The following is a 20,385-nucleotide window of genomic DNA, read 5'->3' on the forward strand; positions in this document are numbered from 1 at the left end:
GTGAAATTGGATAGACAAAAAAATTAGGGGTACACCCGCAAATATAAGATGATTTTTAGGAATGCTTGAGGCCCCAAAGGATTTTATCGACTAGTCCGCAGATTCTCCCCAACGATAGCTATCATTTAACTGAAAACCGGCCAAATCTAGGGCCCGATCAACCACGGTGGCGGCTAGTTCCTCAAAGGTTTTGGGTTTGGAGTAAAAAGAGGGAACGGCTGGACAAATAATGGCGCCCGCCTCTGTCAATCGCTGCATATTTTGCAGATGAATGAGGCTAAGGGGCGTTTCTCGGCTGAGCAAAATTAGTTTGCGGCGCTCTTTGAGGATGACATCGGCGGCCCGGCTGCTGAGATCGTCGGAAATGCCCGCGGCAACCCGCCCCAAAAAGCCCATGGAGCAGGGACAAACAATCATGCTGTTATATTGGGCCGAGCCCGAAGCAAAAGGTGCCATAAAATCCCTTTTGTCGTAAAAATCAAAGGGGTAATTTTTATAGTCTTGGTTCTCTAGCTCCAGCTCCCAATTATACTTGGCGTTATCGCTCATGACCACCCCCACTTTTTCCCATTGGGCTTGCAAAAGCAGCAGACGATCAAATAATACTTTGGCGTAGATAGAGCCGCTGGCCCCAGCCACCGCAATGACGAGTTTATGTTTTTGCATAGCTTTTTTTAGGGAAACAAGTTTTTGTGGCGGGGGTTGAGGGAAAGGGATAAAAAAAGCCGCCAAATGGCGGCTTGGGGAGTCTAAAACTCAATATAATTCTGTGCATCAATCGGTTGCCCATTATACCAGAGCTCAAAGTGCAGATGCGGCCCAGAGCTCATCTCTCCAGAGTTGCCAATAATGGCCACGGCTTCTCCTGCCTTTACCCGATCTCCCGTTTTTTTGAGGCGGGCCGAATTGTGTTTGTACCAAGAAATCAGGTTGTTGCTATGCTGCACCCCAATCATATGACCCGTATCGGCAGACCAGCTCGACATGATGACCGTGCCCGCCCGAACAGCCTGTACTACCGAGCCTTTGGGCGCCACCAAATCGGTCCCATAATGCGCCCGAGAGGGAGCAAAACTATCCGAAACAACGCCCTTGACAGGAGGAACAAAGCTTTCTTTATCTAGGCGGTCCTCATCTTCCAAAAAGATACTTTGGATCAAAGAACCTAGTTCTCGCTCCATTTCTGCACTTTCCACCACCGATTTGGTGGCATCAGATTGCTCGGGCACGCCTTGAACCGAAGCTTTTTGGCCTGTTTCGGTGCTTCCGCCCGATTTAGGCTTTTCAACATCTTTTTCATACTCAAATTCCGCATTAGCCAGCTGCTTAATGCTTTCGGTCTGGGCCTGATTATTTTCCATATCCATTTTCAGGCTATCCATTTGCAACAACAACTGCTTGAGCTCCTTCCGAACTCCAGAGTCCGCTATATTATTATTGCCCGAAGACATCAAATAATTGAGTGGAGAAAAACGAATCACCAAAACGGTCAGCAAAATAATCCCCAGCGTAATACTACTTGAAACCAGGGCCACATTCAGAGGGCTCAAACGCCAACTTTTCTCCTCTACATAGGTCTGTTCATTGACCACCACCAGTTTATGATGTGCAGAGATCCAGGGAATTAGTGGTTTTTTCTTCTTTTTATGATTTGGCGTAGCGCTCATAAAGCTCTTGATCTAGATTTTGGGATGCTTGGGGCCCTCTTTAAGGAAAGGGCTCAGAAATGGCGAAAATACGAACAAAGCCATTATTTTTGTAGGCCTTAGGGCTTTTTTCGGTTCAAGGGATGAATTCTTCTGTTTTTTTGGGGCCTCCTGCCTACGGCAGGCGCTACGTTTCGGGGCTCGCAGGTCTGCTCGGCCCTGCGCGGGCTGCGCCCGCTGGCTCTGGCGCTTCGCGCCACCCCTCCACATCGCTAGGCCGATCAAAAACTCCCTTTGGTCCTTGAAAGGCAGCCTTTGGCTGCCCAAAAGCTCGCTTTGCTCGCCCTGCAAACTGCTTTTTTGCTCCTAAACCAACAGAAAAAGCCTTTTTTTACGTTTCTAAATTAGGCCCCTTTTGTTTGGACCAAAAAAATAGGGCCAAACAGTCCTTGGCCACAACAAGCCCTTTAGGGCGTCTTCGACGACCAAAGGGAGTAACCGATGGTAGGCAGTGCGGCACAGCCGCAGACCTAGGCGGCTTTGCCGCCGCAGGGCCGAGCAGAGCTGCGAGCTGCCGAACGACAACAAGCCCTTTAGAGTGCAGTTCGACGACCAAAGGGAGTAACCGCAGCAAGCGCAGCGCAGCTGAGGCCCAAAAAATAAATCATTCTACAGATAGCAATTCACTAGCAAATACCTTATGCGACCATTAAAATTTATTTGGCTGAGCATCAGCCTACTGTTTCTTTTCGCCGCTTGTAAGACCAAAGATGGGGCCACCACAGGGCTGGGCAAGGCCTACCATAATGTAACTGGCCGCTACAATGCCTATTATAATGCAGGCCTCTTGGTCGATGAAAGTTTTAAGAGCTTGAATCAGGCACATCGAGACAACTACAATCAGTTGCTGGCCCTTTATCCCTATGCCGCAGCAGAATCGGGGCAGGCGGTTTCTCCAGCCTTAGATAATGCCATTAAGAAATGTGCCATCAATATTGAGCTGCACCGCCCTAGCCATTGGGTAGATGATAGTTATTTTTTGGTTGGGCAGTCAGAGTTTTTGAAGCAAGAATATGAGAAATCTGCGGAGACCTTTAAGTACATTGTAGACAAATACAATCCCGATAAGGCCATTTCGGCCATGACGCCTGATGAACGCAAAGCTTATAAGAAAAAAGAGAGGGCAAAAAAGAAGAAAAAGAAAAAGCGGAGAAAAAAGCGTCGTCGGAAGAAGCGCAGAAAAAAGCGTTCTAAGAAGAAAAAAACAGAGAAAAAGGCCGCTGAGGAAGAAGATATTAGTGAGTTAGACCCTCCCTCCTATTTTCTCAAGCATCCGCCTGTGCGTTATGAGGCCATGCTTTGGTTGGCCAAAAGTTATGTAGAATTGGGCCGTCATGATGAGGCCGGAACCTACCTTCGTTTGTTATTGGAAGATGGTCGGGTGCGCCGCAAAATCAAGGCCGAGGCCCATGCCGTTTTAGCCCATAGTTGGTTGATGCGCAAAGAATATGAAAAGGCAATTCCAGAATTGGAACAAGCCATAGAACTGACCAGAGGCAAGCGAAAAAAGAACCGCTATGTCTATGTTTTGGCGCAGCTTTATGAGCAGCAGGGCCAAAACAAACTAGCCATGGATACCTATAAGCGGGTGCTTCGTTTACGCCCCAAATATGAGATGGAATTTAATGCTCGTTTGAAAAGAGCAACCAATGCAGCTTCGGTAGAAGACCGAAAATTCAATCCAGAATACGCCCTTAAGCGTATGCTGAGAGAAGGCAAAAATGCCGAATACAAGGACCAGATTTACTTTGCTTTGGCCCAGGTACAATTTAGAGCTGGCAGTGAAGAAAATGGTATTTTGGCCCTAAAACAAGCCATGGCCAACAGTCCAGAAGGTAGTTTCCAAAGAGCAGAAGCCGCCTATATGTTGGCAGAACTATACTACAAGCGCAAGGAATATATTCCAGCCTACAACTACTACGACACCACCAGCAGAAGCATGCAAAAGGCCGATGAACGTCTGGCCGCAGTAACTGCCCGAACGCAGCAGCTTAAGGACTTGGCGACTAATATGCAAACCTATGAGCTCAAAGACAGCTTATTGATGGTGAGCAATTGGCCCTATGAAAAGCAGCGGGAATGGGTGCAGCAAGAGCGTAAAGAAGAACTAGAAGCAGCCAATGCCAGCCAGGACAAAAAGCCTGCGGCAGGGCCTTCCGTCATCAATGCCAATAAAATGGCAAAATCTAATTTTGCGCTTTACAATGCTAGCCAGCTCAAGCGTGGGGAGCGTGACTTTAAGAAGCGTTGGGGCGATCGTCCTTGGGCCGACAACTGGCGGCGCAGCAGTGGCGATGGCTTTGATACAGAAGGGCCAGATTTTGCTAGCAATGAGTTGCCTCCCGTTACCGAGCAAGATGTGAGTAATTTTCTCAAAAAATCGGGCGTCCCTGCAGATGAGGCCAGCAAAAAGGCCGCAGAAAAAGAGCTCAGAGATGCCCTATTTATGGTGGCGACCCTTTACTATGAGCGTTTGGGAGAAAATCAGTTGTCGCTTAATAAATTTAAGGAATTGCAAGAGCGCTTTCCGGGACATCCTAGAGAACTAGAGGCCTTATTTAGCATGTACAACATTGCGGGCGCAACTGGCCAAACGGCCCTAGCAGCAGAATGTAAGCGGCGGATTTTGGACCAATATGCCGATTCGGATATTGCCAAATCATTGCAAGATCCCAACTTCCTCAATGCCAAAGAGAAAGAACTCAAGGCCATCAATGCAGACTATGAGCGGATTTATGCCATGATTCGGGCAGGAAAATCAGAAGCGGCCTATGCTGATCTAGAAAAAGTGGCTAAAAAATATGGGGCCAATAATCCCCTAAAAGCTCGTTTTGCCTTATTGGGCGCCATTTGTCAGGGCGGCATGCAGGGACAAAAGGCCTATGTACAAGCCCTACGAGCGGTGGTCACTAGCTTCCCCAATACAGATGAAGAGAAAAAGGCCAAAGAAATGATTGCCATTTTGACCGGAGAAGAGGTTAAAGGCGGCGGGAAGAAGCCTATTGCCGCAGGAGAAACCGATGAAGAGCTCAACAAAACCTTTGAGAATGATTTGGCCCAGGGCCACTACATCCTCATTAGTTTTGACAATCCCTCGGCCAAGGTCAATAGCTTTAAGGGAGCAATAAGCAACTACAATAAAAAATATTATAGCCTACTTCGTTTGAATGTATCGAGCCTGATGTTGGATGGTAAATTTCCTACCCTTATTGTTCGTAAGTTCAAAACGGGTAAAGAGGCCCAAGAATACTATAAAACCGTAGAAGGAAACAAAGAGTTTTTGGGCGAAGATGCGCCAGCGCATCAGGTCTATTTTATTGGTCAGAATAACTACCGAACCATTTTACAAAAGCGCAATTTTGCCGATTACAAGCGCTTTTTTGCGCAGACCTATCAGAATAACTAATCGAATCGATTAGTAGAAAACCAACAAAAGCCCCAGCCAAAATTGGCTGGGGCTTTTCTCTTTACTTTAAGTCCTTCTTTATCCAGTAACCTTAAAGGTAAATTCTACATGGTCTACGGGCTCATTCATTTCTCCTTTCTTAATGATCCGACGAACACCAGAACCCGATACAGGCACTAACTCCGCTACCTTGTTCGCAAATACTGAACGATTCCCATTGGGTACCACATCCAATGCCTGATTACTCAAGTGCTTACTCGATACCCGCCCTCTGTTCTGATCTCTTTTCTGCCACCAATCGGCAAAGGCCTGAATGTTTCCACTGAACCTACGACAAGCATCCAATACATCTTGACCATACCAACGAGCAACGGTCTTCGCTCCACGATTGGGCAAGGTCTGCGTCATCGTAATCCGAGCCTGATCATGATAGGTTCTAATCGTTGAAGTCACTGTTGCTCCCGTCATACCACAAGCCGCCAAAATACTCTTGAGCAACTTCTCCGCTCTGCTATTCATCTTCACCGCCTTCGAGCCATAGCTTAAACTAACATTGCCCGCATTGGGGTGGCTAAAGTCTTTACCCGAAACGCCCCCCTCTTCACTACTGTCTGTAGCCGAGGAACTATCCGAACTACTGCTGCTGTCATCCGAACTTGCAGCAGCCGCACCATTAAGCGCCTGCCAACTCTGCCCTCCAGGATCAATCCGCCCATCAGCCCAACCAAAGGCCGCCTGCTGAAAAGCTTTGATCTCTCCAATAGTGCCCGGCCCAATCAATCCATCTACAGTCAAATTATGCCCCTTGGCCTTCAATAATTCCTGAACCAACTGCACATCGGCCTTATCATTGGTTCCACCACGGCCCACAGAGGCCTTTATCGTTTTCTGATTACTCTCTAGTTCCGCAGGAGGAGCCCCAGCTTCTTCATCTTCACCAGCCTCTGCCTGTGCTGCATCAATTTTGTCCTCCAACAAATCCCCCAAGCTGTTAATCAAGCCCTCAATTTTATCCAATTGATCTTGCTCCTCTTGGTCAATTTTACCGTCGGCCAAAAATAATTCCTTCAATTTGGTCAATTGACCATTATATTGCCCAATAAGGCCCTGAATCTTACCTAAATCTGCCATAAAAGCTATTCTTTAGTTGTTTTGTAATTGTCCTACTGAAAGATACATAAATCAAGAGCAAAAAACCAATTAGACGCTTAACTTTTCAGCCAGATTTTACAGACCATAAACAAGCAGCTCGCCCCCTCCCCTACTTTTTCTTGGCCACTAATTCATCAAAAAAGGCCAAATAACGCTCCTTTTGAGCCACTACAGCATACTCTTCTAACACCCTTTGTCGACCCGCCCGACCCAGCTCTGCCCGCAATTCAGGCGATTCAATCAAAGCCGAAAGCTGCGCAAACCACTCCTCCTCATTATGCGCCAAATAACCATTAACGCCCTGCTCTATAATTTCAGTATTTACGCCCACCGCCGACATCACCGCAGGCAAACCCAAAGCCATATATTGCAAGCCCTTCAAGCCACATTTCCCCTTGGTCCACTCATCCGTCGGCAAAGGCATCAAGCCAATATCCAACTCCACCAATTGCTCAATCTCATCCGCTTCGGTCCAAGCTACCCCCCGAATATCCAACTCAGGCAAACTATAATTGGCATCTCCAATCAACTTAAAGTAAATCTTATCGCCATACTTCTCCTTCAAACGACGCAAAACCGGCAATAACTGCTCAAAGTATTGTACCGTAGAAAAACTGCCCGTCCAACCAATACAAACAGCTGCATCCGCCGCCTTAGCCGGCTTAAATTTAGGATGATGCCGCTGCTCATCCACAGTCGTCGGCAATACCTTTACACAATCATTATATTGCCTCGCATAATCCGCCAAATAACGATTCCCCGCAAATACCATATCCGCCAAAGCAATCAATTCCGCCGTCTTATTCGCATTTTTCAAAAATCCCAAGGCCTTATTATTTGTCGATACATTTTGTAACCATATAGAATCGTCAAAGTCAAAAACCAAGGGCGCCCGCTTGGCAAAACGACGCTCAAAAAAAGAAGTCCCCAACATAAAAGCCTCCCGCTGCACATAAATCACATCAAATTGCTTGGCCCAAGCCCCAGAAGCCCGCCAAAGCCGCCAAATACTCTTCAACAAAACCTTCATTTTGCCCAAATACTGCCCCGCCCCATAAAAAACAGGATCATCCTCCGCCTCAATTAAATAAGAAAGCTCATAGGCATAACCATGCTCCTCCAAAAAATCTAAATACTGCTCATACCGAAAACGCTGTGAAGGCGAGCGATTTGGCCGATGTAAAGCCACAAAAAGAATCCGTTTCATACTATATTTTAGCCTATTGTTTTTTGGGGCTGCCCCCTCAGTTCCTTCGGGGTCGGGCTGTTTCGCAGCTCGCAGGTCTGCTCGGCCCTGCGGGCTTTTTCGCTCCGCTTCAAAAGCCCTAGGTCTGCCGCTTCGCGCCACTGCTGTCCATCCCTCAGCCGGCTCGCTTCGCTCGCCCCTGCCGCAGAATATAAACAACGCCTTTAAGGCCCCGCCCAAAAGTAAGACTTAATCAATGTATTTAATAATAGTGGCTTAGGATTCCAAATCTTATCTCCAACAAAATACAACTTCCTGTTTTTATTTGCAAAAATATATGCAACTATTTGTTTTTAAACAGATTTGTTTTAGATTTGTAGGGCAAGGGGACTTGTTCCTCCTCTGCTCGCCAAATGATCCAATATGAAAAATCAAAAAAAGGAGAAGCGTTTAGCCATGAATCGTCGTTTCATCAAGGCCTTTAAAGCCTTAGAGGAAAAAGGGGATATTGTCCCCAATAGCCACGATAAAGGAATGACCAAACTCTCTTTGCTCTTTTGGGACAAAAAAGGAAACGGACATCTGGTCCGCGCATTTCTCAACCCCCAAAGTAGCCGCTCTATCGATTTTGATAAAGCCAGCCGCTTTTGCGAAGAATTTGGCGTCAATAAGGATTATCTGCTCCAAGGTAAAGGCCCTATGTTTGGCGAGGAAGATGCTCCCGCCTTCGCCAATGGCGAATTAGCCTCCGATTATGGATATGGCTCCCAAATTCTATATTCTAGCCAAGCCGCTTTTGCTAGCTCGGCCCTAGGCATAGATTCCTATGAGGAAGGACAGTATTTTAGCCTGCCCGGCCTCTCTCAAGGCGATTATGTCGCCTTTACCATTAGTGGTGACTCTATGCAACCCACCCTTAGTAATGGAGATTTGGTGATCTGCCGCCCTCTAGAAGGTATCGAAAAGGTGCAGGAAAATGAAGTCTATGCCATCGTCAGTAGCCATGGCGTCCAAGTTAAACGTATCCAAAAGGTGCTTAATAAAGGCCGCCTTACCCACCTCAAACTCATTTCTGATAACTACCTAGAACATGATCCCTTTATGGTGGAGGTCGCTGAAGTACGAAAAATTATGAAGGTGGACCGAAAAGTAACCGCCCTCTAAACTCTCTCTGCCCGCTTTTTCCAAAATACAGCTTACAAATAATTGATACACCCGCCCCTTAGCTAGGCTAAGGGGCTTTTTTATTCTCGACTTAGAGCCGTTATAGCCCTTGCTTTCCCCCTTTTTATCGTCCTATCCCCTCCTTTAGTCTTTGGTTCTACTCATTTATTCTAGCTATCTAGTAGTTGTACTCCTCTAATACAGTAATTTACTGCTTAGATGCAGTAGCTGTACTGCTCGCATGCGGTCCTTTACTGTATACTAGTGGTAGTCAAAGTCCTTTATATAGGTTCTGGAAGTCCATGGTATAGGTTGTAGGACCCCAAATAGACCTCCCTAGATCTATCCTATAAGGTCTATAGACCTACCTCATACAGTATAGAAACCTACCCAATACAGTTCAGCACCTACCTCATGCAGTATAAGAACCTACCTCATACAGTATAGGAACCTACCCGATGCAGTTCAGAAGGGACTGTTCAGGATTTTGTGTATTAGAATAAAATTTGGGCCTTTAGCTGCTTAGGATTTGGCCAGTAGTCGCCTAGGGACAAGCCCCTAGGCTAATCCAATGGAGTCAGCCCTGACAAGGGCCTCAACTGTTGATATACAAGGCCTTGTTCAGTTGTTATTGCAGAGAAGAACCTTATCCAAAGGCCCTCTTTAGAGGGCTGTCTGAAAAAGCTAGCCTAGGGGCTTGTCCCTAGGCGCAGGAAAAGGCAAACACAAAATGTTAAACCGTCTCGCATTTGCATCTAGAGGCGGCGAAGCCGCCGCAGGGCCGAGCAGACCTGCGAGCTGCGCAATGGCCCGACCCGAGCGAAGCGAGTGGGCAGCCCCAATAAAATAATCCTCCCCAAAAAGCGGAGCTAGGCAGCAAAGACCCTATCTTCAACGTATTAGAAACAACTGGGAAAAGCTAGCCCAACCGAGAGAATGCACCCCATTTCCCTCCACTGATAATTATCTGCTATGGATTTTGCCTTGAATATATCGTCTAAAAAAGAGCGCGAGCGGACCGCCAAAGAGCAAGAAGCTCAGCTCATCAAAGCCTGCTTAGAAGAAAAGCGTTGGGCCCAAAAAGAACTCTACGAGCGCTTTTATGGGCGCATGCTAGGGGTCTGTCTGCGCTATTCTAATAATAGTGAAGATGCCCGCGACATCCTCAATGAAGGCTATATCAAAGTATTCCGTTATCTGCATCGCTACAAAGTAGGGACCTCCCTAGATGCTTGGATCAGACGGATTATGATTAACACCTCTATTGACTTTTACCGCAAGGCGATTCGCCACCGCAGCGAAGATATAGAGACGGCCCAACATAAAATTTCTGAAGATGCCGATGCCATTAGTCGCTATTCGGCCAAAGAAATTATGGCAGTGATCCAAAAACTGCCGCCCTCCTATCGGGCCGTATTTAATCTATATGCCATAGAGGGCTACTCGCATCGAGAAGTGGCCCAACAATTAGGAATTACAGAAAGTACCTCCCGCTCCAATTTAGTGAAGGCCCGAGCCAAACTAAGAGAGTACATTAAACAATTATATCACTAAGCGCTAGAGCTAGTTCGCTTATGAAAGAAGATTTTGACAAATTCGATGAATATAGCCGAGAACTCTTTAATGATTTTGAGGCAGAGGCCCATCATCTGGCAGAGGATTGGATGAAGTTGGAGGCCCATTTGGATGCTAGCCAAAATGAAGATGAGCAATTGGACCAATTGGTCCTTGGCGCTTTGGGCAGTTTTGAAGCCAATGAGCTGAGCATGGCAGAGGATTGGGACCGTCTACAAACGGACTTAGACCTCAATGCCGAGGAGACCGAAGAGCTGGATGCCCTCGCTAGGCAGGCCTTGGCAGCTTATGCCGCTACAGAAGAAGAAATGCCCGAGGATTGGAGCCGCCTAGAAGCAGCCCTAGAGGAAGAAAAAAAGGAGCGTCCCCCTGTCTTTTGGCTAAAAAGCATGGAGGCGGGCTTGCTATTGCTCTCGCTCTTTACCTTAATTAACCTCTTTTATTTGCACCCTATGCAAGAAAAAGATGCTGGGGATAAAGGTAAGTCTAGCAAGGCTAGCACCGCTAATGATTTGGCCCAAAATACGCCCCTAGCTAAGCCCAAAAGCGGGCAAAAAGATTCGCCTTCTTCTTTGTCGGCTGGAGAAAATACGGCCCTAAGAGAAGCGCTTCGCCTTAGTGAGGAGCAGCCGAAAATTGCCATGGGCAGCCCCCTACTACAGCAGCAGCCCACTGGGGCATTTTCGACGAGCTTTGGGGCTGGCGCAAAATTGCCCCCCTTTATTCAGGGCCAAAATTTTGCAAAAGCAGCCGCTGGAGCTCAGGCTAATCTTTTGCTGGCTACTGCTCAAGAGGAAAGCATGGAGCAAGCAGAAAACAGCCCTCAGATAAAGGGAACAGAAGAAGAAGCTCGTCCGGAAGAAGCCCGCCCCAAAGCAACACAAAATAAGGAAGCCGCTGTTTTTGCGGCCCTCGACCTAGAAGATCAGGGGCTGCCCTTGGCCGATTATTTGGCCAAAAAAGACAGCAATGATTTGAATAAATTGAGAGAAGACCTCAGTTTTCAGCTCAAAAGTCCCTATAGTTTTCCCAAGGTCTATAATCGCCATCGTCATTTGGGCCTATACACGGGCTTCAATTTGGGCCTAGGCGAAACGGCCAATTTGGGTAGTGGACAGGCGGGTTTGCAGTTTGGTCTACAGCTAGAGCAGGAGCTCAACAAAAATTGGGGCTTGTCTTTGGGCCTATTTTGGCAGCGACAAAACTATGCACTTTTCGAGCAATCTAGCCTCCTCCTGCCCGATGGCCAGAGCTACAACCGCCTAATCAATAAGGAGGAGGGCTTGCAGTTGTTACAATTGCCTTTACAGCTTCGCTATACCGTATATCGAGATAGCAAATGGGAGTTGCAGACCTTGGCGGCTGGCCTTTATCAGTTGTCTTTGCACCGACAGCAGCGGGGCCAAGAAGAGCTAAGCGGACAACAGGCGGCGGGGCAAATCCTCCAAAGAAGCTATTTGCCGCATAACTCGCCCAATTCGGCCCTTTTGCAAGAGGGCAGCTGGGCCAACAACCAACAGTTTGCCTTGCAATTGGGCTTGGGGCTCGATCGCCAATTGGGCGAGCACTACCGCCTTTCTTTGCAGGCTCATTATCTCCGCCAATTGGCCCAAAATGAACAGATGGCCAAGCATCATTTTCAGTTGTTGGTGGGCCTAAAATATCGCTTACCTTAATTCTTTTTTCCCATAATATTTTGGGGCCCGCGGCCGCCCTTTTTAGGAGGGGCGGCCGCCGCTATGCTGCGGGGCTCGCTATTCGCTCGGCCCTGCAGGCAGGCTTTGCCTGCCTTTGGTCTGGCCCTTTGGGCCACCCGCTCCGCAGCGCTGGGCCTTTGGCCTGCCGGCCATGGCGGCTTCGCCGCCTCCCAGCCCTTTAAATTGGACCAAAAAAAAAGCGAGATCGTTTTCACGATCTCGCTTTTGCTCTTAATGTAGGGAGGATGATGGGTTTCGAACCCACGACCTCCAGAACCACAATCTGGCGCTCTAACCAACTGAGCTACACCCTCCATCTTGAAGCGGTACAAATATAAAGCAGCTTTTTGGATAATCCAAGTTTTGGCCATAAAAAAAAGCGAGATACTCAATAGTATCTCGCTTTTGCTCTTAAATGTAGGGAGGATGATGGGTTTCGAACCCACGACCTCCAGAACCACAATCTGGCGCTCTAACCAACTGAGCTACACCCTCCATCTTGAAAGCGGCACAAATATAAGCTAGCAAAATGAAAGGACCAAATTTTCTAGGGATTTTATTCTTCGCTAGGGTGCATAATTGCTTTTTTCTTGAGTAGGGTGGCTTCATCCTCTACATGTTCGGGGTCTGGAACGCAGCAATCTACGGGACAGACGGCTGCACATTGGGGTTCTTCATGAAAGCCGACGCATTCTGTGCATTTATCGCTTACGATGAAATAGAAATCATCGGAAACGGGTTCGTTCATGAGGCCTGCATTGGCGGTTTTGCCGTTATGCAGTTCGAAATCGCCTTCTACTTCGGTGCCTTCTTCATAGGACCATTCTACGCCGCCTTCATAGATGGCGGTATTGGGGCATTCGGGTTCGCAGGCTCCGCAGTTAATACATTCGTCAGTGATAATAATGGCCATAAATAGAAAATTATAGGGCAGTAAAGAATCAGTTCAATGGGAAAAAGTCTTAGTCAGGGACTTTTTGTTTGGAGGGCTAATTATTTTGCGCTCCAATAAGAAACCCCAAAGATAGCAAGCAGTTTAAAGAAAGGGGAGAATTTGGTCCCAAAACTTTTGCCCTGCTTGCAGGGCTTTTGGGCAGCCGCAGGCTGCCTTTGTTGTGGCCTAGCGCTGTGGAGGGGTGGCCGCAGGCCAGACCGAAGCGCGAAGCGCTGAAGGGCCGAGCAGGCTTGCGAGCCCCGCAACATAGCGCCGCAGCTTTGCTGCGGAGGCCCCAAAACATAAAAAAAGCCAACCCTAAAAAAAGAGTTGGCTAAAACTTTATAGAAGCAAAGGCGGCTTAGGCCTCTGTATTTTCTTCTTTGGTAGATGTTTCTTCTTCTACAACGGGATCGGGCTCTAGGTCAATGATACCACGATCGTTGAGGAAATTGAACCACTTAATAATTTTCTTGATATCAGAGATCAGTACACGGTCGGTATCGTGGCTGGGCAAAATTTCTAGAAAATAGCTACGAAGTTCTTGAGGTTTGGCTTTAGAGGTGGGCGTAGGCAACTGCTCGAGTTGGCTAAACATATTGCGAAACACCTGCTTGAGGTCTACGGTATCCTGTTCATCTTCCGTATAGATAGAGATAGATTCTAGGGGAGTAAACTGGTGTACTCGTCCAGAGGCGAACATTCTCTTTTTGCTATCTAGCTCTTCTAGAATAAGGCCATTGGGGCGGTTGGCAGCCATGCGATAAATGCCTGGGCGTCCGCTTACCGCCACGAGTCGTTCTAGGTTCATTATATATTACATTTATTTAAATAAAATCAAAAGCTAAAAAGGGCTACCATAAGGGCCCTCACAAAAGTATTAGGGTTTTAATGAGGAGAGGCCCATTATGGAGCGAAATCCAAAAATACAAATACATTTACTAATGTAAAGGGACAAGCAATTTTTTTTTATCTTGTCCTTAGTCCCTTAGCCCTCACTCCTTTCCCCAAAACCAAAAAATTATATTTCAATCTGCGGCCATTGGCAGGGCCAGGCCGGCACAAAAAAAACACAGTATGAGAACGTTGACTTGTTTAGTATTGCTGCTCTTGGCAGGCAGTGGGGCATTTGCTCAGAAGGAAAAGGCCAGTGGGGTCAACTCTTTGCAGTATAGCGAGTTTATTCCGGTGGAGCCCATTGAGTTTTATGACAATGTAGAGGTAGCCGATAATGAGGGCAATGTAGATCTGAAGTACATCAAGAGTATGGACAAGCGAGAGCTACTAGAGTACTTGACCAATGAAACGGTTTTGGTTTCTGTTGCAGAGGTAGATCCGACAGGAAAAATGAGTTTTATTCCGGGTCGAGTATCTGATAAGGGCATGCAATATATTGTGACCATGGACTACCTCAAGTTTGCCACCTTGGAGGTAAAAAAAGAAGGCGATGTCGCTGGCGAAGCGGCTGCTGGCGTGGGTTTTCGAGTCATCTTAAATATTTCTTCTCGGGCCAAGGACATCAACCTCAGTGATATTTTTAGTATTGGTATGGCTGCCACCGACAAAAAAGTGTATGGTTCTGTGCGGGTTGAAGCCATTGGTTTGCACGATCCAGAAATTACTTCAGTGATTCCTTTGCCTAGCGAAATTAGCGGGGCTTCTATTCAGTCAGTTATGCAAGCCATTACTATTATCAAGTATAAAATTTATGATGAAAAGACGCGTCTCAATCCACAAATTGTAGGCGTACGCGGCACCAAAGAGGGCGTAACGCTTCAGGAACTCCGCGAGGCGGTGATGAAGTACCATAAGTTGGGTAAGAAAAATGTAGCCACCAACAAAAGTGCCCCCAGAAAGAAATAGTCTAGTCTCTACTGAGCAGAAAAAAGGCCAGCGAAATTCGCTGGCCTTTTTTGGTTTATCGATTAAGCGGAGGGAAACAACTCTCGGAGCTTATCGGCAATTTTGCGGTCATCGGATAGACGAGGCACCTTATTTTGCCCTCCCAGTTTGCCAATAGACTTCATATATTGTCGGAAGGCATCGGCTGGAACAGGGCGGATTTTTAGCGGCTGCAAGATCTTATCTCGGACCAAATCCTCATAATAAATATTTTGTTTGCGCATGGCCAAATCGAGGCGCTCGGCTAGCAGCTCCAAGTTTTCCGGCAGCTGATCAAAGGCAATCCACCATTCGTGATAAGGCTTCCCTCCTTCTGGGGGCGTTACCTGTGGGGCCACCGAAAACTCCACCACCTTGGCGGGTTCTACCTCTAGGGCCTCCAAAAGGGCCTGCTCCACCTCTTTGCCAATCACATGCTCTCCAAAGGCCGAAATATAATGCTTGATGCGGCCCGTGACCAAAATCCGATAAGGGTCTTTAGAGATAAACTGCACCGTATCGCCAATGCTATAGCCCCAAAGCCCCGCATTGGTATTTAATACTAGGGCGTAATTTACGCCCAGCTCCACCTCGGCCAAAGAAAGACGGGGCGGATTTTCAGAAAAGTATTGGTCGGCAGGCACAAATTCGAAGAAAATGCCCGAATTGATATTGAGCAAAAGCCCGGGCGCATCTTGCTGGTCCTGATAAGCAATAAAGCCCTCCGAAGCGGGATAAGTCTCTACAGAGGGAATTCGCCCCCCCACCAAAGATTCTAATTTCTCTCGATAGGGCTCAAAATTGACGCCCCCATAAACAAAGATAGAGAGATTGGGAAAAACCTCTAAAACGGTCTTCTTGCCCGTCCGCTCCAATAGGCGCTCATAATACATTTGTACCCAAGGCGGAATCCCCGAAATTAAACGCATATCCGCATGCATCGTCTCGTCTACAATACGGTCTAGCTTTTCTTCCCAATCTTCTATGCAGTTGGTTTCATAAGAAGGCAGCTGATTGCCCTTTAACCAACTAGGCACCAAATGGTTAGAGATCCCAGAAAGCCGACCGAGCAAAATATCGCCCTTTTTCTCTAGTGCTGGAGAGCCCGACAAAAAGATCATTTTCCCATCCATAAAATCGGCCTTACCCGTCTGGGCAATATAATTAAATACCGAATTTCGGGCTGTTCCAAAATGGTTGGGAATACTTTCTTTGGTTAGGGGAATAAATTTGGCTCCCGAAGTCGTGCCCGAAGTTTTTGCATAATATTTGGGCCGACCTTTCCAAAGTACATTTTCCTCTCCCCCATTGATGCGCTCCACATAAGGCCGCAAAGCCTCATAATCAACCAAAGGCACCTGCTGCTTAAAGCTGGCATAATCTACAATTTTATCAAATTGATGGTCCTTGCCATAAGCCGTTGTTTGGCCCACCGCCACCAATTCTTGCCGGATTTTCTCCTGATAGTCCAGCCCCTTTAGCGCTTGCCCATTTTTTTGCTTACTGATGTAGCGAGCTAGCTGCTTAATAAGGAAAGATTTTATAGACATGAATATATTTTTTGATGATTTCTTAAAGGCGAAGATCCAAAATCAAGGGCAAAGGCAAAAGTATTTTCCTATTTTTTTGGGGCTGCCCCTCGCTGCGCTCGGGTCGGGCTGTCTCGCAGCTCGCTCTTCGCTCGGCCCTGCAAGCTTTTTCGCTGCGCTTCAAAAGCTTTGGGCCTGCCGCCTGCGGCGGCCCTGCTGCCCATCCCTCAGCCTGCGGCCCTATCGGGCCTGTAGGACCGAAAAAGGCCAAAACATAAATTTTATAGATTAAATATAGAAATTAGACTAAAGCCCTGCTTTTCGGCAAGTTTTCTTATATTTGCCCACTGTTAAAGTAAGATACAAAACTGTTGTCCATCATTTTATTTCATACAAAAATTGTCAGAATGAAGAAGTTATATTTAAGCTGCTTATTGATGCTCTTGAGCTTTGGCATGGCCTCTGCCCAAGACTTGCAAGATAGCTTTGAACTTTACTTCGAGTTTAATCGTGCTATCCTAAAACAGGAAAGTAAAACGCAGATCGACTCTTTCTTGGAGGCCACTAAAGGCCGCCGTCTTGGTGTACGTATCGCAGGTTATACTTGTGATATCGGAACCGAAAACTACAACATGGGCCTCTCTGAGCGCCGTGCTGAATCTGCCTTTGAATACCTCAAGGAAGTCGGAGAACCCGAAGATAAAATGGAGCTATTCTTCTACGGAGAAAAAGATCTTAAGTACGGTCAAGGCGGTGTAGCCGAAAACCGTCGTGTGTATTTCCTCTTCTCTCTAGAAGATGATGACCGCGATACCCTTTTGCAAAAAGGTTGCTTGGAAGTGTTCGTCGAAAAAGGAACCTTCAAGCCTAAAAAGAATAAAGACATTACCTTTACTTACAAAAGCTTGTCTAGTGCTCGTGAAGTAGCTCAGGCCGGTATCAAAATGGAAGACGAAAACGGCAAAGGCGTTTATGCCAATGCTATCGCCTACTTTGATGCTAAAGTAGATGGCAATGCCCTAGAAGCTGGCAAAACCCTTAAGGTGAAAATGCCCGCAGTTGGCGAAGATGCCGAAGGCTTTATGCTTTATACTGGTGTAGATAATGGCGGAACAATTACTTGGAAAAGCACAGGTAAGCCCTGTGGTAGCCTAGTAAAAGAAGGCGATTGCTCTACCTATAACTTCGAAATGGAAGTAAACGGCTACTGTGGCTGCCTTAAGCCCCGCGCTTGTGAAGAAGATTGTAGCGAAGACCCCTTCGGTGGTGAGCGTCTACCCAATCTAGAAGCTGCCGATATCCGCTATAGCAGCGAAGGTTCTGTGGCCCAAATCAAAGATGGTACTTATACTCAAGACATCGCCAACATGGATGTTCAAGTAGTAGATGAGCCTAACAAAGAGTCTGATTGCGACATCTGCGAGCAGTTCCAGTACGGTATCGCTACCGAAGATTGGTTCCCCGCTTATGCTAACATGAATGATAGCAAAAACGTAATCGTTAAGGCTAAAAACTCTGCTGGCGAAGCTCAGCAAGGTGATGGCAACCGTGGCATGCGCATTATGCTTCCCCGCGATAAAGTAACTGAAACTAATCCTGTTTTGCTTACTGGCCGCCTTACTAAGCAAGGTTACATGAAGTGGGAAACTTCTAAGTATGAGCAAGCTACTTGCCTTGGTCCTATCAACTGTGACTATGTCGTTTTTGATGTTCCTGCTACGGGTAACTACAAGTTGGGCGAATGGAACGAAAACCCCGATGCTCCAGGTGAAGATACTTATGTACTCAAAACTCGTGTACTCCGTAACTCTACTATCCTTGTAGCCAACAAGAAAACAGGCTATGTTTACCGTGCGAAAAATGTAACTCGCAAAGGTAAAACTCGTACCAAAGAGTATCACATCCGCCAAGATGATAACATGGATGATATCATCATTCTTCAGCGCTACCAGCACAAGAAGAAGGCACAGAAAAAGCGTTATGCTGAGGTGAAATTGACTGACCTTAAGTATAAGAAGAAAAAGAAAATGTACGTACTCCGTAAGCGTACTAGCAAGAAAATCAAAGAGTGGGACGAAATGGACCTCAACCTTTGTAAATAATTGCTTCTTTAAGCTTTAATTTTAAGGGCCCGCTGCTGTAGCAGCGGGCCCTTTTTCTCATATAAATACCTAATTATGTCTATTCAAATTCGCCCAGGTAACCCCCAAGATATTCCCGCCATCCATGCCCTTGTCCGAGAACTCGCTATTTATGAGCAAGCAGAAGCCGAGCATACGGTAAGTATAGAAGAAATGAAAGAACATGCCTTTGGTCCCCAAGCCTACTTCTCGTTCTTAGTAGCCGAAAATGAGCAGGGCCAAATTTTGGGAATGGCGCTTTATTTCTTTAGTTATTCTACCTGGAAAGGCCCCTGCCTCTATCTAGAAGATTTGGTGGTTAAGGAAGATTGCCGCCGCCAAGGTATTGGCCAACTTCTTTTTGATAAACTCCTGCAAATTGCTAAAACAAAAAAAGTGGGCCGAATGAGCTGGCAGGTACTCGATTGGAACGCGCCCGCTATTGCTTTTTATAAAAAACTAGGTGCTCAACTTGATGAAAGCTGGATTAACTGTCAATTTAGAAAAGAATTTATTGAAAACTATTAAGCTATTTCTATTGCTACTTTTGGCCCTCCCACTAAAGGCCCAAATCTTAAATGCCGATGCACTGGCCCCAAAACTAGACTCTAGCCGAGCCTTTCACTTGTTTGGCCAAGGAAATCTAAGCATCACCAAACGAAATTATACCCCCGTCTATAGCTTTACTGGCCAAGCCGAATGGGCCTACCACTCTGGCCAACACCAGCTGATGCACAGCAACTATTACCGCCTGCTTCGATCGGCTGGAGAAAATACCCTCAATAGCGGTTATACGCATTTTCGCTACCGCTTAGCCCCCGAAGAAGGCCTGCAATATGAGCTTTTTGCCCAGTTTCAAGGCGATCAAATTCGGGGAATGCAAGAGCGCTACCTATTGGGTGGAAACCTGCGCTTAAAGCTCCGGCAAAAAGATAAAACGAACCTCTTTTTGGGCCTAGGGGGCATGTATGAATCAGAAAAATGGACCTATTCCGCTGTAGAGGATAGCCTACTCCCCGCCGATATTAGTGATTTTTATACCCAATATGCTAAGCTCAATTTTTACTTGAGCTACTGGGAGGATTTTAACCCAAAACTACGCACTCAATTGGTCCTTTATCTACAAACAAGGCCCGATAGCGAATGGCAAAAGGCCCGCATTTTTGTTTCTAATGAATGGAGCTGGAAAATAGCCAAACATTGGGCGCTGGCCTTTGGAGCCCAACTCAATTATGAGCTAGCCCCGCCTGTTCCCCTTGCTAAGTTTTATTATACGACCTCTTGGGCCCTAAAGTATAGCTGGTAGCTAACGGTCCTACAGGCGGCGAAGCCGCGGAAGGCTGAGGGGCTGTAGCAGGGCCGCCGAAGGCGGCAGACCAAAGGCTTTTTAAGCGAAGCGAAAAGCCTGCAGGGCCGAGCAGACCTGCGAGCTGCGAAATGGCCCGACCCGCCCAAAGGGCGGGGCAGCCCCAAAAAAAGACGATCTAAAATAGATCGTCTGAAAGGTTAGTAGAGTTGCTCTAGCCCTTTTAAAGGCCCCATTTGCTCCTCTATCTCATTTTCCCAGCTTTGTTCTAAGCGTCGGCCCAGATGCAAAAAGAGCTTGCGGTCTTTGGGCGTCCACTCGCAGCGGGCGCCCTTGTTGCTGTTCAGGACCCGCTCTTCGGATAGTGCCCTGTACAAAATATGTTGATTTTCATCAATTTCGAAGTGGAGGGCCTGCAACAGCCGCTCTTTATCCTCAAAATGGCCCTGAATACGCAGCAAGGCCTGCCCCCGAATTTTCTTGAGCTTGATTTTTTCAATCTTCAGGCCCAGTTCCTCATGATGAAAAGGGGCCTTGCTTTCTAACCGAGCCACAAACTCCTGGGCTTGAGCCTCTGCCTTTTCGGGATACTGAAGATGAACAAACTCCATTTTGAAGCTTTGCTTTTTAAAATTGAGTTCCAAAAGGGCCTCTTCGGCCAAAATTGGGCTTTGCATTTGGAACAAAAGCGCCGTGAAAAAAAGGAGCTCGTTGAGTAAAATAGCCATG

The 20,385-nt window shown here is 47.0% G+C and carries 16 protein-coding genes and 2 tRNA genes; 8 read left to right on the forward strand and 10 right to left on the reverse strand.

Translation table 11 applies throughout. The annotated features are described in order from the left end of the window. Window positions 1-90: 90 nt before the first annotated feature. Window positions 91-666, reverse strand: coding sequence for a UbiX family flavin prenyltransferase (locus tag SGRA_RS04575; RefSeq protein ID WP_015691426.1), 576 nt, complete (start codon window positions 664-666; stop codon window positions 91-93). An 83-nt stretch (window positions 667-749) separates the two neighbouring features. Continuing rightward, entirely contained in the window at window positions 750-1,667 is a 918-nt protein-coding gene (locus tag SGRA_RS04580) for a M23 family metallopeptidase (protein ID WP_015691427.1), read from the reverse strand. Between the two features lie 679 nt (window positions 1,668-2,346). Between SGRA_RS04580 and porW the strand changes: the two genes are divergently transcribed. Next, window positions 2,347-5,112, forward strand: coding sequence for a type IX secretion system periplasmic lipoprotein PorW/SprE (porW, locus tag SGRA_RS04590; RefSeq protein WP_015691429.1), 2,766 nt, complete (start codon window positions 2,347-2,349; stop codon window positions 5,110-5,112). Window positions 5,113-5,190: 78 nt separating this feature from the next. Here the strand turns inward: porW and SGRA_RS04595 are convergent, their stop codons facing one another. Next, window positions 5,191-6,243, reverse strand: a complete 1,053-nt coding sequence (locus SGRA_RS04595; protein ID WP_015691430.1) for a peptidoglycan-binding domain-containing protein — start codon at window positions 6,241-6,243, stop codon at window positions 5,191-5,193. 130 nt (window positions 6,244-6,373) lie between these two features. Next, window positions 6,374-7,471, reverse strand: coding sequence for a glycosyltransferase family 4 protein (locus tag SGRA_RS04600; protein WP_015691431.1), 1,098 nt, complete (start codon window positions 7,469-7,471; stop codon window positions 6,374-6,376). Between the two features lie 402 nt (window positions 7,472-7,873). Between SGRA_RS04600 and SGRA_RS04605 the strand changes: the two genes are divergently transcribed. The 3 genes from SGRA_RS04605 to SGRA_RS04615 all read left to right on the forward strand — a co-directional run bounded on the left by SGRA_RS04605 (window position 7,874) and on the right by SGRA_RS04615 (window position 11,865). Continuing rightward, on the forward strand, window positions 7,874-8,614 hold the full coding sequence (locus SGRA_RS04605) for a S24 family peptidase (RefSeq protein ID WP_015691432.1): 741 nt from the start codon (window positions 7,874-7,876) through the stop codon (window positions 8,612-8,614). Between the two features lie 972 nt (window positions 8,615-9,586). After that, window positions 9,587-10,168 carry an RNA polymerase sigma factor gene (locus tag SGRA_RS04610; protein WP_015691433.1) on the forward strand — a complete coding sequence of 194 codons (582 nt, stop codon included), beginning with the start codon at window positions 9,587-9,589 and terminating at the stop codon, window positions 10,166-10,168. 20 nt (window positions 10,169-10,188) lie between these two features. Next, window positions 10,189-11,865 (forward strand): hypothetical protein, encoded by a 1,677-nt coding sequence (locus SGRA_RS04615; RefSeq protein WP_015691434.1) that lies wholly within the window; start codon window positions 10,189-10,191, stop codon window positions 11,863-11,865. 261 nt (window positions 11,866-12,126) lie between these two features. Here the strand turns inward: SGRA_RS04615 and SGRA_RS04625 are convergent. The 4 genes from SGRA_RS04625 to SGRA_RS04645 all read right to left on the reverse strand — a co-directional run bounded on the left by SGRA_RS04625 (window position 12,127) and on the right by SGRA_RS04645 (window position 13,631). Further along, a tRNA-His gene (locus tag SGRA_RS04625) sits at window positions 12,127-12,200 on the reverse strand. 107 nt (window positions 12,201-12,307) lie between these two features. After that, a tRNA-His gene (locus SGRA_RS04630) sits at window positions 12,308-12,381 on the reverse strand. Between the two features lie 61 nt (window positions 12,382-12,442). Next, the gene (locus tag SGRA_RS04635) at window positions 12,443-12,799 is read right to left on the reverse strand and encodes a 4Fe-4S binding protein (protein WP_015691435.1); all 357 of its coding nucleotides are present in this window, start codon (window positions 12,797-12,799) and stop codon (window positions 12,443-12,445) included. A gap of 382 nt (window positions 12,800-13,181) precedes the next feature. Further along, window positions 13,182-13,631 carry a DUF5606 family protein gene (locus tag SGRA_RS04645; RefSeq protein WP_015691437.1) on the reverse strand — a complete coding sequence of 150 codons (450 nt, stop codon included), beginning with the start codon at window positions 13,629-13,631 and terminating at the stop codon, window positions 13,182-13,184. A gap of 266 nt (window positions 13,632-13,897) precedes the next feature. On the opposite strand from SGRA_RS04645, the gene SGRA_RS04650 reads away from it, so the two are divergent. Further along, window positions 13,898-14,683 (forward strand): hypothetical protein, encoded by a 786-nt coding sequence (locus SGRA_RS04650; RefSeq protein ID WP_015691438.1) that lies wholly within the window; start codon window positions 13,898-13,900, stop codon window positions 14,681-14,683. Window positions 14,684-14,745: 62 nt separating this feature from the next. On the opposite strand, the gene SGRA_RS04655 is transcribed toward SGRA_RS04650, so the two are convergent. Further along, entirely contained in the window at window positions 14,746-16,251 is a 1,506-nt protein-coding gene (locus SGRA_RS04655; RefSeq protein ID WP_015691439.1) for a GH3 auxin-responsive promoter family protein, read from the reverse strand. A gap of 386 nt (window positions 16,252-16,637) precedes the next feature. Between SGRA_RS04655 and SGRA_RS04665 the strand changes: the two genes are divergently transcribed. The 3 genes from SGRA_RS04665 (at window position 16,638) to SGRA_RS04675 (ending at window position 19,656) form a co-directional block, all read left to right on the forward strand. Next, the gene (locus tag SGRA_RS04665) at window positions 16,638-18,332 is read left to right on the forward strand and encodes an OmpA family protein (RefSeq protein WP_015691441.1); all 1,695 of its coding nucleotides are present in this window, start codon (window positions 16,638-16,640) and stop codon (window positions 18,330-18,332) included. Between the two features lie 75 nt (window positions 18,333-18,407). Beyond that, window positions 18,408-18,878: a GNAT family N-acetyltransferase gene (locus SGRA_RS04670; RefSeq protein ID WP_015691442.1), complete on the forward strand. Its 471-nt coding sequence runs from the start codon at window positions 18,408-18,410 to the stop codon at window positions 18,876-18,878. Further along, window positions 18,865-19,656, forward strand: a complete 792-nt coding sequence (locus SGRA_RS04675; protein ID WP_245538635.1) for a DUF481 domain-containing protein — start codon at window positions 18,865-18,867, stop codon at window positions 19,654-19,656. Before SGRA_RS04670 ends, SGRA_RS04675 begins: the two co-directional genes overlap by 14 nt. 200 nt (window positions 19,657-19,856) lie before the next feature. Here the strand turns inward: SGRA_RS04675 and SGRA_RS04680 are convergent, their stop codons facing one another. Further along, window positions 19,857-20,384: a hypothetical protein gene (locus tag SGRA_RS04680; RefSeq protein ID WP_015691444.1), complete on the reverse strand. Its 528-nt coding sequence runs from the start codon at window positions 20,382-20,384 to the stop codon at window positions 19,857-19,859. Window position 20,385 lies beyond the last annotated feature (1 nt).

It is taken from the genome of Saprospira grandis str. Lewin (assembly GCF_000250635.1).
Taxonomy (GTDB): Bacteria; Bacteroidota; Bacteroidia; order Chitinophagales; family Saprospiraceae; genus Saprospira; species Saprospira grandis.

What these genes read in the sequence shown, in the direction of transcription:
- SGRA_RS04575 (WP_015691426.1), bottom strand. Translation starts at nt 666, where the DNA reads ATGCAAAAACATAAACTCGTCATTGCGGTGGCTGGGGCCAGCGGCTCT.
- SGRA_RS04580 (WP_015691427.1), bottom strand. Translation starts at nt 1,667, where the DNA reads ATGAGCGCTACGCCAAATCATAAAAAGAAGAAAAAACCACTAATTCCC.
- porW (WP_015691429.1), top strand. Translation starts at nt 2,347, where the DNA reads ATGCGACCATTAAAATTTATTTGGCTGAGCATCAGCCTACTGTTTCTT.
- SGRA_RS04595 (WP_015691430.1), bottom strand. Translation starts at nt 6,243, where the DNA reads ATGGCAGATTTAGGTAAGATTCAGGGCCTTATTGGGCAATATAATGGT.
- SGRA_RS04600 (WP_015691431.1), bottom strand. Translation starts at nt 7,471, where the DNA reads ATGAAACGGATTCTTTTTGTGGCTTTACATCGGCCAAATCGCTCGCCT.
- SGRA_RS04605 (WP_015691432.1), top strand. Translation starts at nt 7,874, where the DNA reads ATGAAAAATCAAAAAAAGGAGAAGCGTTTAGCCATGAATCGTCGTTTC.
- SGRA_RS04610 (WP_015691433.1), top strand. Translation starts at nt 9,587, where the DNA reads ATGGATTTTGCCTTGAATATATCGTCTAAAAAAGAGCGCGAGCGGACC.
- SGRA_RS04615 (WP_015691434.1), top strand. Translation starts at nt 10,189, where the DNA reads ATGAAAGAAGATTTTGACAAATTCGATGAATATAGCCGAGAACTCTTT.
- SGRA_RS04635 (WP_015691435.1), bottom strand. Translation starts at nt 12,799, where the DNA reads ATGGCCATTATTATCACTGACGAATGTATTAACTGCGGAGCCTGCGAA.
- SGRA_RS04645 (WP_015691437.1), bottom strand. Translation starts at nt 13,631, where the DNA reads ATGAACCTAGAACGACTCGTGGCGGTAAGCGGACGCCCAGGCATTTAT.
- SGRA_RS04650 (WP_015691438.1), top strand. Translation starts at nt 13,898, where the DNA reads ATGAGAACGTTGACTTGTTTAGTATTGCTGCTCTTGGCAGGCAGTGGG.
- SGRA_RS04655 (WP_015691439.1), bottom strand. Translation starts at nt 16,251, where the DNA reads ATGTCTATAAAATCTTTCCTTATTAAGCAGCTAGCTCGCTACATCAGT.
- SGRA_RS04665 (WP_015691441.1), top strand. Translation starts at nt 16,638, where the DNA reads ATGAAGAAGTTATATTTAAGCTGCTTATTGATGCTCTTGAGCTTTGGC.
- SGRA_RS04670 (WP_015691442.1), top strand. Translation starts at nt 18,408, where the DNA reads ATGTCTATTCAAATTCGCCCAGGTAACCCCCAAGATATTCCCGCCATC.
- SGRA_RS04680 (WP_015691444.1), bottom strand. Translation starts at nt 20,384, where the DNA reads ATGGCTATTTTACTCAACGAGCTCCTTTTTTTCACGGCGCTTTTGTTC.